We start from the raw sequence: 15,296 nt of genomic DNA, 5'->3' as shown, positions 1-15,296 counted from the left end.
GCAGCGCGTCGAGCTGCTCGAGGCCACCCTCGCCGCCGAGGACCTCTTCGAGGCCGCCGGCGATCTCTCCGGCGCCCTCCGGGGGACGACGGAGCGCGTGGTCGCCTGACCCCCTGGGGCGCCGCTGCGAGCACCCCGCCGCCGCCCGCCCCGCCCGAAGGAGCACCCCCGCCATGCTCGACCTGACCCTCCCCGAGACCACCGGCCCGACCCTCACCTCGCTGCCCCCCGCCGTGGAGGAGCTGCGCGACCGCGTCCGGGAGTTCGCCGAGGAGCGGCTGCGCCCCGAGGTGCGCCGCCTCGACCAGTCCGACGCCGCGGACTTCGACTGGCAGCTGGTGACCGAGGGCCACCAGCTCGGCCTCACCCGGCTGGTCATCTCCCGGCAGCACGGCGGCCTGGGCTACGGGGAGCTCGGTGTCGCCGTCGCCCTCGAGGAGCTGGCCGCCGTCGACGCCGGGTTCGCCCTGGTCTTCGGCGCGACCATGCTCGGGCAGGCGCCCCTGCTGCTGTCCGGGGACCCCGCGCTGCAGGCCCGGTTCCTGCCGCTGTTCGCCGGTGACCAGCCGGTCCTGGCCTGCAACGCCATCACCGAGGAGATGGCCGGCTGCGACCTGCTCATCCCCGACAACGCCCGGTTCGCCGTCGACGTCATGCAGGCCCGCCGCGACGGCGACCACTACGTCCTCAACGGGGCCAAGAAGTTCATCACCAACGGCAAGGTCGCCCACTACGCCACGGTCTTCGCCACCATCGAGGGCACCCCGGGCGCCAGCGCCCTCACCTGCTTCGTCGTCCCGCTCGACCAGCCGGGGATCGTCCTCGGCGAGGTCGCGGACAAGATGGGCTACCGCACCTGCCTGGGCACGGAGATGTCCTTCACCGACGTCCGGGTGCCCGCCGAGAACGTCATCGGCGGCGAGGGCGGCGGGGTGTTCATCAACGTGCAGCAGATGAACATGGCCCGCGCCGCGGTGGCCGCCATCTCCACCGGCGTGGCCCGTGGCGCGCTGGACCTCGCCCGCCAGTGGTGCGGCGAGCGGATCCAGGGCGGCGTCCCGCTGCACCGGCACCAGTTCACCGCCCGCAAGCTGGCCGAGATGTCGATGAAGGTCGACGCCGCCCGGCTGCTGTACCTGCGGGCGGCCCACCTGGCCGACACCGAGATCCCGGCCCCCGTCTACGAGCCGGCGGTGGCGAAGCTGTTCGCCGACCGGATCGCCGTCGAGGTGGCCGAGGAGGCCATGTCCCTCATGGGCGCCCGCGGCTACGTCCGGGACTTCGGCATGGAGAAGTACCTCCGCGAGGCGCTGGGCGCCCGCATCTACGAGGGCACGCCGGAGGTGCTGGCCCTCGCGATCACCGAGTCCCTGTACGCCGAGGACGAGTTCTGAGCGGCGCGGACCGACCCCGGGAGGACCGAGGCCATGTGCACCACCCCGACCAGCAGCACCACCCGCCGGTACGCCGCCGACATCGTCGCCCTGCACGAGCGGATGAGCTACCACCGGCTGCTCGAGCACCTCCCGCAGGGCGACCTGCCGCACCTCGCCGTGCGCGGCGACGGCCTGGTGACCGTCGCCGCGACCACCGGGCAGCTCCCGCACCGCTACCTCCTGGGCCTGCAGGGCTTCCGGCTGGCCCAGTACCTCCAGCTCGGCTGGGCGTGCGAGGAGGCCCTGCACCGCAGCGCCGGGTTCTGCGAGCCGCTGCAGTCCCTGCACCCCGACGACGTGCACGTGCTGACCCTCAGCGGCCGGACCGGACGGATCCTGGGCTACCTCAGCCTCACGGCCTCCGCGGACGGCGACCCGCGCGACCTGCTCGCGTCCGACCGGGCGCCGTTCCCGGTCGAGCAGGCGCACGGGATCAACGTCTTCACCCGCGTCCCCGCCCCACCGGGGGTCCACACCCACCAGGTGCGCGAGCTCAAGCGGTTCGTGCACGCCCGGACCCTCACCGACCGCGCCCAGCGGCTGCGCGTGACGTTCGAGCTGCTGCTCGGCGCGGGGCGCACGCTCGTCGCCGTCGAGCCGGCCGTCCGCGTCCTGGTCGGCGACGTCGAGGAGGACGTCGCCCTGCGGCACCTGCTGCTCGCCGGACTCGACGTGCACCTCATCGAGGACACCCGGCCCGCCCTGCCCGACGGCGACCTGCTGCACCCGGCCTACACCCGACGCGGCGAGGTCAAGCCCTTCGTCGCGGACGTCCCCGACCGCGGTGAGCTGCTGCAGCGCGTCGAGCTGCTCGAGGCCACCCTCGCCGCCGAGGACCTCTTCGAGGCCGCCGGCGACCTCTCCGGCGCCCTCCGGGGGACGACGGAGCGCGTGGTCGCCTGACCCCCTGGGGCGCCGCTGCGAGCACCCCGCCGCCGCCCGCCCCCGGCCACCCCGAGAGGAGCACCCACCGTGCCGATCGACCCCGCCGACATCCGGGCCCAGGAGTTCCGGGTCACCTTCCGCGGCTACGACATCGGAGAGGTCGACGCCTTCCTCGACTGGATCGAGGAGGAACTGGGCCGGACGGCCGGCGCCGCGCCCCCGGCCGGCCACGCCGGACCCCGCGCCGCGGCCCCTCCGCAGGAGACCGGCACCCCGGCCGTGGCGCTGCGCACCCTCCAGCACGCCGAGCGGATGGCCGAGCAGGTCCTGGCCGACGCCACCGCCGACGCCGCCGCGATCGTGGCCCGGTCCCGGGCCGAGGCCGAGGCGGTCCTCGCCGACGCGCGCGACGAGGCGGCCCGGATCGTCGCGGCCGCGCACCGGGCCCCGCGGGCCGACGTCGACGACCTCGTCGCCCGCGGGCGGCGGCTGCGGGCCGAGCTGGACGGCCTCGACGAGTCCGAGCGCCGCTGTCGCGAGGAGCTGCGGGCCTGGCTCGACGAGCACGAACGGCTGCTCGACCGGCCCGCTGCCGGCGAGGCCGTCGACCGGCCGGCCCGGCCCCGCACCGACGCCACCGTCCGCCGGGTCAGCACGACCCTGCCGTTCACCGCCGTCCGATGACCTCCCCACCCGCACCCGGAAGGACACCCGTGATGACCGCGCTCCCGATCGACGTCTACGACGAGTTCACCAGCCGCAACCGGGGCTTCGTGCCCCCGGAGTCGCAGCAGCGGCTGCGGGCCGCGACGGTGCTCGTCGCCGGGTGCGGGTCGACCGGCGGCGCCGTCGTCGAGCCGCTGACCCGGCTGGGCGTCGAGGACCTCGTCCTCGCCGACAACGGCGTCTACGAGCTGAACAACCTCAACCGGCAGAGCGCCGGGCGGGAGGACATCGGGCGGAACAAGGCCGAGGTCTGCGCCCGCCGCGTGGCGGAGATCAACCCGCGCGCCCGGACCTGGGTCGACACCGACGGCATCCAGCCCGGCACCGTCGCGGCGATGGTCGGTGCCTGCGACCTCGTGGTCGACGGCGTGGACGTGACCGAGCCGGCGGGGTGGCGGGCCAAGTACGCGCTGCACGAGGCGGCCGCCCGCGCCCGCCGGCCGGTCATCTCCGGCTACGACATGGCCGGCACCCAGTACGTGCGCTTCTACGACTACCGGCGGCCCGGAGCCCCCTTCGACGGGGCCGTCACCGCCGCCCAGGTGGCCGAGGGGCGGACGTGGAGCCTCCTGCGGCGGGTCGTCCCGCTGCGCGTCGTGCCGGTGGAGATGCTGGAGAGCGCCCGCCGCTCGGTGGCCACCGGCGAGGAGAGCGTCTCCCAGCTGGTCTACACCTCCATGCTGTTCGGCGCCCTCACCGCCCGCATGGTCATCGACGTGCTCGACGGCCGGCCGGTCCGCCGCCACACCGTCGTCGACGCCCACCGGGCCGTGCGGCCGCCGCTGGCCCACCTGCGCACCCGGCTGCGCAAGCCGTGGGTGCTCGCGCTGGCCCTGCGGGACCTCGCCGTCCTGGAGCACGGGTCGGAGCGGAGGCGGTGATCGAGCGCTTCACCGCCGCCACCCGGCGGTGGCGCTGGCCGATCGCGGTCCTCTGGCTGGTCGCCGTGGCCTGCGCGGGCGTCGTCGCCACCGGGCTGCCCGGCCGGCTCAGCGGCGGCGGGTGGGAGGTCGAGGGCTCGCAGTCCGCGGCCGTGGAGGAGGCCCTGCGCTCGGGCTTCGTCGGCCGCGCGGCCAGCACCCTGACCGTCGTCGTCCGGGACACCGCGCACACGGCGGAGGAGGAGCCGTTCGAGGGGCGGGTCCGCGAGGTGGTGGCGGCGGTGACCGCCGACCCGACGCTCGACGTCCAGAGCGGCTACGGCTGGTCGACGCTGGGGCCCGAGGCCCGCGCCCCCTTCCTCGGCCCCGACCGGCGCACCGCCGTCGACGTCGTCGGCCTCGGCATCGAGGAGGGCCAGGCCCGGCAGGAGCTGCCCGACGTGCAGTCCCGCCTGCGCGAGCAGTTCGCCGACCGCGGGCTGCAGGTGTCCCTCGTCGGCCCGGCGTCCTTCTGGGGCGCGGTCAACGAGCTCAGCGAGGAGGGGCTGGTCCGGGCCGAGCTGATCACCCTGCCGCTGGTCCTGCTCGTGCTGCTGGTGCTCTTCGGCGGCGCGGTCGCGGCGCTGGTCGCGCTGGTGGTCGGCGGGACCTCCATCGTGCTCACCCTCGCCGTGCTCACCGTGCTGGCCGGCCAGTACGAGCTGTCGCTGTTCGTGCAGAACACCGCCACCATGCTCGGCCTGGGCGTCGGCATCGACTACTCGCTGTTCGTCATCGCCCGGTTCAAGGAGGAGCTCGCCGCGGGCCGGGACGTCGAGAGCGCGGTCGCCGCCACGCTGCGCACCTCCGGGGAGACGGTGCTCTTCTCCGGCGTCACCGTGATCGCGGCGATGTGCACGCTGTTCCTGGTCCCGCTCGGCGTCATCGGGTCGATCGCGCTGGGCGCGGTGGTCGTCGTCGCCTTCTCCGTGCTCACCAGCGTCGTCCTGCTGCCGGTGGTGCTGCACCTGCTCGGGCCGCGCATCGAGCGGGGGGTGGTGTTCGTCCGCCGGGGGACCCACCGCCGGCCGGCCGCCGCGCGCTGGGTCGCCTTCGCCGGCCGCGTCATGCGGCGCCCCGCGCTGTTCCTCGCCGTGAGCGTCGGCGGCCTGCTGCTGCTCGCCGCGCCGTCGCTGGGCCTGCAGACCTTCACCCCCGACTCGCGGATCGTCCCCGCCGACGAGCCGGTGCGGGCCGGCTTCGCCGTCATGGAGGAGCAGTTCGGACCCGGCTCCACCGCGCCGCTGCAGGTCGTGGTGAGCTCCCCGGACCCGTTGGGCTCCGACGACGGCGCCGCCGTCCTCGGGCTGCGGGACCGGCTGCGGGCCCTGCCGTCGGTGGTCCGGGTGGACTCCGCCCTGGACGCGCTGGCCGCCGTCGCCCCGGCCGACCCGCTGGCCGCCCTGGCGGGGCCGGCGCGGGAGGCCCTGCCGCCCGACGTCCGGCAGACCGTCGACCACCACGTCTCCGACGACGGCCGGCGGCTGCTGCTCAGCGTCGTCCCCGACGCCCCGGCGTCGGCTCCGGGCACGCAGGACCTGCTGGCCGCCGTGCGGGCCGAGGGTGCGGCCCTGGACGCCCCCGGCCTGTCGGTCGCCGTCGGCGGCGAGACGGCGCAGGGAGTGGACAGCAACGACGCCATCACCCGCACGATGCCGCAGGTGGTCCTGGCGATGCTGGCGATCATCTACCTCTTCCTGCTGCTGAGCTTCCGGTCGGTGTTCCTGCCGCTGAAGGCCATCCTCATCAATATGCTGTCGGTGGCGGCCACGTACGGCGTGCTGGTCCTGGTCTTCCAGCACGGCCTCGGCGCCGACCTGCTCGGCTTCGAGCGCACCGGGTACGTCCAGAACTTCGTGCCGGTGCTGCTGCTGACCCTGCTGTTCAGCCTCAGCACCGACTACGAGGTGTTCCTGCTCAACCGGGTGCGCGAGTACCACCAGCAGACCGGCGACGACCGGGGCAGCGTGGCGCGCGGGCTGGCCGACACCGCACCCCTGATCTCCGGGGCGGCGCTGCTCATGGTCGTGGTCTTCGGGGCCTTCTCCTTCGCGGGGATCCTGCCGATGAAGCAGCTCGGCTTCGGCATGGCCGTCGCCATCGCCCTCGACGCCACGGTCATCCGCCTCCTGGTCGTGCCCGCCTCGATGCGGCTCATGGGGGCCTGGAACTGGTGGATGCCCGGCCGCCGCCGGGTCCCGGCCCGCCGGGCCGCCGCCCGCGGCCGGCAGCCCCGCCGCCCACCGGCCGGCGTCCCCGCCCCGGCGCGGGACACCCAGCACCGCTGGGCGCCGGCCGCCCCCTAGCGCCCGCGCGGCCGCGTCCCGCGGCGCCCACCGCGCCCGGGGCGGGGGTCCACCCCACCCCGCGGCCGGGGGTCGGCAGCGCTCCTCGTAGGGCCTGCTCGATCGTCCCGGGCCGCCGACCGCAGCAGGCTCCTCGTACCGAACCGCACGCCGCTCCCGCGGCCCTCCCGAGACGAGGCACGAGATGGTCAGCACCCAGCCGGAGTCCACCCGCCACGGGGGACAGGCCACCAGGGCGCCGGAGGGCACCGGCCGGTCCCCGGAGCCGGCGGCGCGCCCCCGGCAGCCGCGACCGGCGTCCGGACCGGCGGGCCCCGCGGGGCACCGGACGACGCGCGGCACCCCGGCGGTGCGCGTCGACCGGGCGCCGGCGGCGCGGGACACCACCGGCCACCTGGTCCGGCGCGCCGCGCAGGGCGACCAGTGGGCCTGGCACGCCGTCGTCGAGCGGTACGGCGGACTGCTGTCGTCGGTCGTGGGGGCGTTCCCGCTCTCGGACGCCGAGGCCGCGGACGCCGTCCAGGCCACCTGGCTGCGCCTGCTGGAGGACCCCGCCGCCCTGCGCCGACCCGAGCGGCTGGCCGGGTGGCTGCGGACCACCGCCCGGCGTGCCTGCCGGGACGCGCTGCGGGACGCGGACCGGGAGGACCCCGACGACGGTGCGACCCCCGGGCCCGATGCCGACCCCCTGGCGCACGTCCTCCGCCAGGAGCGGGCCGACCTGGTCCGCCGGGCCGTCCGGCAGCTGCCCGAGCGGCAGCGGCAGCTGCTCGAGCTGCTCGTCACCACCCCGGTCCCGAGCGACGCGGCGATCGGCGCGCGGCTCGGGATGCCGGTCGAGGCCGTCGGGCCGGCCCGGGCCCGTCTGCTGGCCGGGCTGCGCACCGCGCTGGCACCCGCCGCCCCCTAGGACCCCCTCGCCCCGCGACCGCCCCGCCCCTCAAGAAGCCCCGACAAGCCCCGACAAGCCCCGACGAGGAGAAGCCCGTGCCCGGACCCTCCACCGCCCCCCGGAGCCGCATCCCCGACCGGTACGACGCGATCGTCACCGGCGCGGGAGCCGGCGGCCTCACCTGCGCCCTCACCCTCGCCCAGCAGGGGGCCCGGACGCTGCTGCTGGAGAAGAACCCGTTCGTCGGCGGGTACGCCCACGGCGACGGGGAGCAGGGCTTCCACTGGGACCACGGCGGGCACATCCTGCTGGCCTTCCGGCTGGGCATGCCGGCCCGCCAGGTGTTCGAACGGCTCGGCATCGACCAGCGCATCGAGATGGTCCCCGACCTGCAGAGCTTCCAGGGCGTCTTCCCCGACGAGCGGGTGGGCATCCCGGCCGACCTCACCCTGACCGCCGAGCAGCTGTCCCGGCGGTTCCCGGCCGAGCGGGCCGGGATCACCCGGGTGCTGCTGGACATGGAGCGCATGGTCACCGAGCTCGACCTCGTCGTCCCGAGCTTCCGGATCGCCGACGTCCCGGGGCAGCGTCGCCCGCTGGACCGGCTGCTCGAGCAGTTCCAGCGGCCGTGGCTCGGGGACGCCGTCGCGCCCCTGGCCGGCCGGCTGGGCCTGCCCGGCTCGACGCTGCTGAAGTACCAGAACCGGACCCTGCAGCAGATGCTCGACGAGCACCTGCGTGACCCGGACCTCAAGGCCTCCCTGTCCCTGCTGTGCGTCGGGATCGGCACCGCCCCCTCGGAGCTGTCGGCGGTCATCGCGTCGGTCTTCCTCGTGCACGCGCTGCGGCTCATGTGGATGCCGCGGGGCGGCTTCGGCCGGCTCGCCGAGGTGCTGCGCGAGATGTTCCTCGAGGCCGGCGGCACGGTGGTCACCGGCGCGGAGGTCGAGCGGGTGCTGGTCACCGGCGGCCGGGTGCACGGGGTGCGGACCGTCGACGGCCGCGAGTTCGCCGCGGGCGCGGTGGTCTGCGCCTCCGACGCCCGCCGGCTCTACACCGAGCAGCTGCCCGCCGACGTCGTCCCCCGCCGGCTGCGGACGGCGGTGCAGACCCACCCCACCACGCCCTCGTTCTTCCAGGTGCAGCTCGGCATCGACCTGGACCTGGCCCGGTACGGCGAGGAGATCAGACGGCTGAACTTCGTCTACCCGCACCGCGACATCGACAAGGCGATGGCGGCCTTCCCGCTGGGCAACGTCGAGGAGGCGGCCTACTACCTCTACGTCGCCACCCTCCACCAGCCCGAGCTCGCCCCGCCCGGGATGCACTCGGTCAAGCTGGAGTGCCCGACCCGCCTGGACAGCGTCGGCATCGACTGGGACCGCGACAAGGACGCCATCGCCGAGGTCTTCATCCGGCGCACCGAGGCGCTCATCCCCGACCTGCGCCGGCACGTCGTGGTCCGCCGCGTGTACACGCCGCTGGACATGGTGCGGCGCACGCACAACAACCAGGGCGCGTTCGCCGGGTGGGGGCTGGTGCCGCAGATGCTCAGCCGCTCCCGTCCGCAGCAGCGCTCCCCGCTGCCGGGGCTGTACCTGGCCGGCCAGTGGACGACGCCCAACGCCGGCCTGCCCTGGGTCGTGCTGTCGGGCTACAACACCGCGGGCATGGTGCTCGCCGACGGCGGAGGGCACCCGCGGTGGGACCACTGACGACCACGGCGACGGAGCAGCGCAACCTCGACACCATGACGGCGGTCGTGCCGTGCTGGAACCGCCACGACGTGGCCGGGATCCTGGCGCACTACGACGACGGGATCACCTGGCACGACGTGGCGATGGGCCGCACCCACCGCGGGAAGGCCGAGGTCGGGGCGGTCCTGCAGGGGCTCTTCGACGCCGTGCCCGACCTCCGGCTGGACCTCACCCGGCGGCTGCCCCACGGGGACCTCGTCGCCGAGGAGTACACGCTCAGCGGCACGCACCTCGGCACGCTGTTCGGCGTCCCGGCCACCGGGCGGCGACTGCGGATCCGGGCCGTCAGCTTCGTCCGGATGCGCGACGGGCGCCTCGCCGAGGACCACTTCTACCTCGACGTGGCCGGCGTCCTCGCCCAGATGGGCCTGTTCCCGCCCCTGACCCTCGCCGAGACCCGGGCGGGACGGGCGGCCCTGCGGATCGCGGTGGCCCTCCGGTTCCCGTGGCGCGCCCTCGCGCGGACCGGCGTGCGGAGGCGTCGCGTGGGGCCGGTGTGACCAGCGGGCGCCCGCGGTGTGGTTCCGCTCAACACCGCGGCGCGCCCGGCCGAACCTGCCCGCAGGAGTTGTGCACCACCCGGTTGGTCCCCACGCACCCAGGAGTGCTGATGTCGTCGAGCTCGTCCGCCGCGCCCACCGGGGAGCTGCTCGAACTGCGCGCCATCGTCGAGGCCCTGCGGAACTCCCAGGCGGTGGTGGAGTACGACCTGGACGGGACCGTGCTGGCGGCCAGCCAGGACTTCCTCGACACGATGGGCTACACGCTGGAGGAGGTGCGCGGGCAGCACCACCGGGTCTTCTGCGAGCCCGAGCTGGCCCGGAGCCCCGAGTACGCGGGGTTCTGGGAGCGCCTGGCCGGCGGGGCGTCCGAGTCCGGTGTCGTGGTCAAGCGGCTGGCCAAGGGCGGCCGGGAGGTGTGGCTGCGGTCCTCCTACATCCCGATCCCGGGTCCGGCCGGCCGCCCGACCAAGGTGATCGTGCTGGCCACCGACATCACCGAGGGCAAGGTGGCCGCTCTCGAGCGGGAGAGCCAGGCGGTGGCGCTGGACCGCTCGCAGGCGGTCATCGAGTTCGCCCTCGACGGCACGATCCTCACCGCCAACCGCAACTTCCTCGACGCGATGGGCTACACGCTGGCCGAGGTGCGGGGCCGGCACCACCGGGTGTTCTGCGAGCCGTCCGTGGCCGCCAGCGACGAGTACGCCCAGTTCTGGCAGCGGCTGGCCAACGGCCAGTTCGAGGGCGGGGTGTACAAGCGGCTGGCCAAGGGCGGCCGGGAGGTGTGGCTCCAGGCGACCTACAACCCGATCCTCGACGAGGACGGCAAGCCGCTGAAGGTCGTCAAGTTCGCCAGCGACATCACCGTCGCCAAGCTCGCCGACACCGAGTTCCGCGGCAAGGTGGCCGCCATCGACCGCGCCCAGGCGGTCGTCGAGTTCCGGCTCGACGGGACGGTGCTGACGGCCAACCAGAACTTCTGCGACACCATGGGCTACGCCCTGCACGAGATCCAGGGCCGGCACCACGGCATGTTCTGCGAGCCGACGCTGACCAACAGCGAGGAGTACGCGGAGTTCTGGGCCCGGCTGGGTGCCGGCGGCTACGAGGTCGGTGAGTTCAAGCGGATCGCCAAGGACGGGCGCGAGGTGTGGCTGCAGGCCACCTACAACCCGATCCTCGACGACTCCGGCAAGCCGCTGAAGATCGTCAAGTTCGCCAGTGACATCACCGAGGCGAAGTACGCCGGTGCCGAGTCCCGCGGCAAGGTGGCCGCCATCGACCGCGCCCAGGCGGTCGTCGAGTTCGACCTGGGCGGCCGGGTCCTGACCGCGAACCAGAACTTCTGCGACACGATGGGCTACTCGGTCGCCGAGATCCGCGGCCGGCACCACCGGCTCTTCTGCGACCCCGCCTCCGCTGCCACCGACGAGTACGCGGACTTCTGGCACCGCCTGGCACAGGGCCGGTACGAGGCCGGGGAGTTCCGGCGCCGCGACAAGGACGGGCGCGAGGTGTGGCTGCAGGCCACCTACAACCCGATCCTCGACGACTCCGGTCGCGTGGTGAAGATCGTCGAGTTCGCGACCGACGTCACCGCGGCCAAGCGGCAGCACAACGAGTTCACCGGCAGGGTCGCCGCGATGGACCGCGCGCAGGCGGTCATCGAGTTCGACCTCGACGGCACGGTGCTCGGCGCGAACGGCAACTTCCTCGAGGCGATGGGCTACACGCTCGCCGAGGTCAAGGGCAAGCACCACCGGCTCTTCTGCGACCCGGCGTACGCCGCCACCGACGAGTACCGGCAGTTCTGGGAGAAGCTCGGCGCCGGCGACTTCCACAGCGGCGAGTACCGGCGGCTCGGCAAGGGCGGCAAGGAGGTGTGGATCCAGGCCACCTACAACCCGATCCTCGACGACGCCGGCAAGCCTTTCAAGGTGGTCAAGTTCGCCGTGGACGTCACCGCGAGCAAGCGGCGGTCGGCCGAGGTCCGCGCGCGCATCGACGCCGTGGACCGGGCCCAGGCGGTCATCGAGTTCGACCTCGAGGGCAACGTCCTGTCGGCCAACGAGAACTTCCTGCGGACGATGGGCTACTCCCTGCGGGAGATCCTCGGCCACCACCACAGCGAGTTCTGCGACGAGGCCTACATCCGCTCGCCGGAGTACCGGGACTTCTGGATCCGGCTGGGCAAGGGCGAGGTGCTCGCCGGCCGCTTCCACCGCAAGGGCAAGTACGGCCGGGACGTGCACATCCAGGCCACCTACAACCCGATCTACGACCTGTCCGGCGCGCCGTTCAAGGTGGTCAAGTTCGCCTACGACGTCACCGACGAGGTGGAGCGGGAGAACCGGATCGCCACCGCCACCCGCGCCATGACCGCCTCGGTGGGCGAGCTGGCCGTGTCCATCGAGGACATCGCCCGCAGCTCGCACACCGCGACCGCGCTGGCGGGGGAGACCCAGGACAACGCCCAGCAGGGCGTCGAGGCGCTGCGGGCGTCGCTGGAGGCGATCGCCCTGATCCAGAGGTCGTCCAACTCCATCACCGAGATCGTCCGGGTGATGGGGGAGATCGCCAACCAGACCAACCTGCTGGCGTTCAACGCCTCGATCGAGGCCGCCCGCGCCGGCGAGCACGGCGTCGGCTTCTCGATCGTCGCCGGCGAGGTGCGCAAGCTCGCCGAGCGGTCGTTCGAGGCCTCCCAGCAGATCGGCCGGCTCATCGAGGAGTCGGCCGACCGGGTCGCCCAGGGCTCGGAGGTGTCCAAGCGGGCCGAGTCCGCCTTCGAGCGGATCGTCGACAGCGTGACCCGCACCAACGACACCATCCGCAGCATCTCGGCCTCCACCCAGCAGCAGCAGGCCGCCTCGCGGCAGGTCGACGACCTCATCGCCCAGCTCGCCTCGGCCGACCGGACGTGACCGCGCCGGTCGGCCGCCTCCCGGTCCCGGTGGCGGGCACGGCCGGGGAGTCCGCGGGCGAGGTGGTGTACGGGCTGCTCCGGATGGCCGGGGTGGACGTCGCCCTGCCGCTGTCCGCGCTGCGCGAGGTGGTGCCCTGCCCGCCGGAGCTGGCCGGGCTGCCCGCCGCCGCCCCGGGCCTGCTCGGGGCCGTGCAGCTGCGCCGGCTGGTCCTGCCCGTGCTCGACCTGGCGGCGGTCCTGGGGCGCCCGGCCCCGCGGCGCCCGGGCCAGGTCGTGGTCGTCGCCGCCTCGGACGGCCAGGTGCTCGGCCTGCTCGCCGACGAGGTCCGCGGCATCTGCCAGGTCCCCGCGGACGCGCTGGTCGCCGCCCGGACCGAGGGCGGCGGCCTGCTGTTCTCCGCCACCTTCCGCCACCCGGAGACCGGTCAGGCGCACAGCGTCCTGGACGCCGCGGCGATCCTGGCCCTGCCCGGCGTGCCCACCGTCACCGACGTCACCCGCGACGCCGCCGTCCCCGGGTCGGCGGCCGACGGCGCCCGGCGGACGCTGACCGTGCTGCGTTGCGGGCCGTACCGGTTCGCCGTCGACGCCGCCCACGTGCACACCACGCTGCCCACGCCCGACCTGCAGCCGTCGGTGCTGTCCAGCCGCACGTGCCGCGGGGTGGTCGACTTCTCCGACCGCGAGGTGCCGGTCGTCGACCCCCTCGTCCTGCTGGGCCTGGGCGAGCTCGCCGCCCACGAGACCGGCGCCGGGCTGGTGCTCGACCTCGGCCCCGGGTACGTGGTGCTGGCCCTCAGCGAGCTGCTCGACCTGGTGCACGTCGCCGACGAGGACGTGCTGCCCGCGCCGTCGTTCGCCGTGCCCCGGCCGGACCTGGTCGCCGGCATGGTGACCGTCGACGGGCTGGGGGACTGCCTGGTCCTCGACGGCGCGGCGCTGCTCACCGATCCGGACCTCACCGGGTTCGCCTCGGTGAACACCGCGCTGGACACCGCGTCCGCCCGCCCGGGCGACGTCGCCTCCGTCGCCGCCGCGGCTGCCGGCGGCGCGCCGTCCCACCTCGTCTTCTCCGTCGGCGTCGACGTCACCACCCCGCTGGAGCAGGTCACCGAGATCCTGCCCCGCCCGCAGACCCTGACCGCCACCGCCGTGGCCGGCGTGCTGGGCCTGGTCACCCACCGCCGGGCCGCCGTCCCGGTGCTCTGCCTGGCCACCCTCCTCGGCCTGCCCGGGCAGCCGATGGGCGCGTCCACCTGCCTGCTGCTGGTCGACGTCGACGGCCGCCCGGTGGCCTTCGCCGTCGACGCGCTGCGCACCATCGCCCCCAGGACCTGGACCGACGGCGAGCAGACGGTCCGCGGACCGGCCGCCGACCGGGGCGCGACCCTGCGCTCCGCGCCGCTGGTGCGCGTCGGGGACGACAGCCGGCTGCTCCCCGACCTCGACCTCCGGGCCGTCGCCCGGCGCCTCCAGCAGCTGCGGGGGGCCTCGCTGCCCGGGGAGGTGGCGCCCCCGTCGGCCGCCGCGCGACCCGGGGCGCTGGCCGGCTCGCCGGCAGGGACCCGGTGGGCCTCCTCCGGAGGCGGGGAGGAGCCCCGGTCCTGACCATCGGGGCGGAGGCGCCGGGGGGTTCCCGACCTCCGACTCCGTGCGGGACAGTCGTCGGCGACCGGGCGACCGGGCCGGACCTCGACCGGCGTGTCACAGGGAGCCGGGATGCGGATCGTGCTGCTGACCGCCGGGAGCCGCGGGGACGTCGAGCCGTTCCTCGCGCTGGCCCGACGGGCACGGGACGACGGCCACGACGTCCGTCTGGGCGTGACGCGCGACTTCGTCGACACGGCCGAGGGCGTGGGCGTCGACGTCGCACCCCTGGACGCGGACTTCACCCGGGTGGTCGCGCAGCAGGGGGTCTCGGCGTGGGCCGCGCTCAGGTCCTACCGCTCCGTGGTCCGGCCCATGATGGCCGCGATGCTGCGGTCGGCGGTGGAGGCCGCGCTGGCCTTCCGCCCCGATGTGGTCGTCCACCACCCCAAGGTGCTGTCCGCGCCGGTCGCGGCCGCCCACCTGGACGTGCCCCGGGTGGTGGTCGAGCTCGTCCCGACCCTGACCCCCACCCGCGAGTTCCCCGCCGCCGGGGTCACCACAGCGGACCTGGGGCGGTTCAACCCGGTGACCTACCGGGTCCTGGCCGGCGCCTCCCGGGCGTTCGCCGGGACGCTGCGCGAGATCCGGGGCCGGCTCGGCGTGCCGGTGCGCGGCCCGCTCCCGCAGCCCTCGCTCACCGTCGTGCCGATCAGCGGGGTCCTCCTGCCGCGGCCCCACGACTGGCCGGACACCACCCAGCTGACCGGGGCCTGGCAGAGCCCGCCGGCGGATCCGCCGCTCGACGCCGAGCTCGAGGCCTTCCTCGACGGCGGGGACGTCGTGTACGCCGGCTTCGGGTCCATGGCCGCCGGTGACCCCGTCGCTCGCGGCCGGGCCGTGGTCGGCGCGGTCCGCGCAGCCGGACGACGGGTCCTCGTGACCACGGGATGGGGCGGCCTGCAGATCCCCGAGGACCTGACCGGCGAGGACGTCCTCGTCCGTGCGGGTGTCCCGCACGCCACGGTCCTGCCCCGGTGCGCCGTCGCCGTGCACCACGGCGGCGCCGGCACCGCGCACGCCGTCGTGCGGGCGGGGGTGGTGTCGGTGACGGTGCCGTTCCTCGCCGACCAGCCCTTCTGGGGCGCCCTGCTGCACCGGCGGGGCCTCGGCGCGGTGCCGGTACCCGCGCGGCGGCTCACCGCTGACCGCCTCGGGGCGGCACTGGCCACCCTCCCCGCTCCCGGCGCCGCGGCGGCCGCCGCCCGGGCGATGGCCGGGGAGGACGGCTGCCGGACCGCGATGACGCTCCTCCACCGGCTGTCCTGAGGTCGCGGCGCGGACACGGTCCGCACGCGTCG

General features: G+C 75.1%; 11 protein-coding genes. All 11 read left to right on the top strand.

Going from position 1 to position 15,296, the window contains the following annotated elements; genetic code table 11:
• Positions 1–173: 173 nt before the first annotated feature.
• The 11 genes from ACI79E_RS13505 (at position 174) to ACI79E_RS13455 (ending at position 15,264) form a co-directional block, all read left to right on the top strand.
• The gene (locus ACI79E_RS13505; RefSeq protein WP_456933062.1) at positions 174–1,394 is read left to right on the top strand and encodes an acyl-CoA dehydrogenase family protein; all 1,221 of its coding nucleotides are present in this window, start codon (positions 174–176) and stop codon (positions 1,392–1,394) included.
• Positions 1,395–1,427: 33 nt separating this feature from the next.
• The gene (locus tag ACI79E_RS13500) at positions 1,428–2,339 is read left to right on the top strand and encodes a hypothetical protein (protein ID WP_456933061.1); all 912 of its coding nucleotides are present in this window, start codon (positions 1,428–1,430) and stop codon (positions 2,337–2,339) included.
• A gap of 69 nt (positions 2,340–2,408) precedes the next feature.
• Positions 2,409–3,005 carry a DivIVA domain-containing protein gene (locus tag ACI79E_RS13495; protein ID WP_456933060.1) on the top strand — a complete coding sequence of 199 codons (597 nt, stop codon included), beginning with the start codon at positions 2,409–2,411 and terminating at the stop codon, positions 3,003–3,005.
• Positions 3,006–3,037: 32 nt separating this feature from the next.
• Positions 3,038–3,928 carry a HesA/MoeB/ThiF family protein gene (locus ACI79E_RS13490; protein ID WP_456933059.1) on the top strand — a complete coding sequence of 297 codons (891 nt, stop codon included), beginning with the start codon at positions 3,038–3,040 and terminating at the stop codon, positions 3,926–3,928.
• The gene (locus ACI79E_RS13485) at positions 3,925–6,273 is read left to right on the top strand and encodes an MMPL family transporter (protein ID WP_456933058.1); all 2,349 of its coding nucleotides are present in this window, start codon (positions 3,925–3,927) and stop codon (positions 6,271–6,273) included. Before ACI79E_RS13490 ends, ACI79E_RS13485 begins: the two co-directional genes overlap by 4 nt.
• A 184-nt stretch (positions 6,274–6,457) precedes the next feature.
• Positions 6,458–7,183, top strand: coding sequence for an RNA polymerase sigma factor (locus ACI79E_RS13480; RefSeq protein ID WP_456933057.1), 726 nt, complete (start codon positions 6,458–6,460; stop codon positions 7,181–7,183).
• Between the two features lie 77 nt (positions 7,184–7,260).
• Positions 7,261–8,880 carry a phytoene desaturase family protein gene (locus ACI79E_RS13475; RefSeq protein WP_456933056.1) on the top strand — a complete coding sequence of 540 codons (1,620 nt, stop codon included), beginning with the start codon at positions 7,261–7,263 and terminating at the stop codon, positions 8,878–8,880.
• The gene (locus ACI79E_RS13470) at positions 8,868–9,422 is read left to right on the top strand and encodes an ester cyclase (protein ID WP_456933055.1); all 555 of its coding nucleotides are present in this window, start codon (positions 8,868–8,870) and stop codon (positions 9,420–9,422) included. The genes ACI79E_RS13475 and ACI79E_RS13470 overlap by 13 nt, the downstream gene beginning before the upstream one ends.
• 110 nt (positions 9,423–9,532) lie before the next feature.
• The gene (locus ACI79E_RS13465; protein ID WP_456933054.1) at positions 9,533–12,346 is read left to right on the top strand and encodes a methyl-accepting chemotaxis protein; all 2,814 of its coding nucleotides are present in this window, start codon (positions 9,533–9,535) and stop codon (positions 12,344–12,346) included.
• Entirely contained in the window at positions 12,343–13,956 is a 1,614-nt protein-coding gene (locus ACI79E_RS13460; protein WP_456933053.1) for a chemotaxis protein CheW, read from the top strand. The genes ACI79E_RS13465 and ACI79E_RS13460 overlap by 4 nt, the downstream gene beginning before the upstream one ends.
• Before the next feature lie 111 nt (positions 13,957–14,067).
• On the top strand, positions 14,068–15,264 hold the full coding sequence (locus ACI79E_RS13455; protein ID WP_456933052.1) for a glycosyltransferase: 1,197 nt from the start codon (positions 14,068–14,070) through the stop codon (positions 15,262–15,264).
• Positions 15,265–15,296 lie beyond the last annotated feature (32 nt).

The sequence above is a fragment of the Geodermatophilus sp. SYSU D00079 genome, from assembly GCF_054050635.1.
This window is presented reverse-complemented; position numbering and strand designations above follow the sequence as displayed.

Excerpts from the sequence above, each read along its gene's own strand:
- ACI79E_RS13505 (WP_456933062.1), top strand. The coding sequence starts at position 174 with ATGCTCGACCTGACCCTCCCCGAGACCACCGGCCCGACCCTCACCTCG.
- ACI79E_RS13500 (WP_456933061.1), top strand. The coding sequence starts at position 1,428 with ATGTGCACCACCCCGACCAGCAGCACCACCCGCCGGTACGCCGCCGAC.
- ACI79E_RS13490 (WP_456933059.1), top strand. The coding sequence starts at position 3,038 with ATGACCGCGCTCCCGATCGACGTCTACGACGAGTTCACCAGCCGCAAC.
- ACI79E_RS13480 (WP_456933057.1), top strand. The coding sequence starts at position 6,458 with ATGGTCAGCACCCAGCCGGAGTCCACCCGCCACGGGGGACAGGCCACC.
- ACI79E_RS13465 (WP_456933054.1), top strand. The coding sequence starts at position 9,533 with ATGTCGTCGAGCTCGTCCGCCGCGCCCACCGGGGAGCTGCTCGAACTG.
- ACI79E_RS13455 (WP_456933052.1), top strand. The coding sequence starts at position 14,068 with ATGCGGATCGTGCTGCTGACCGCCGGGAGCCGCGGGGACGTCGAGCCG.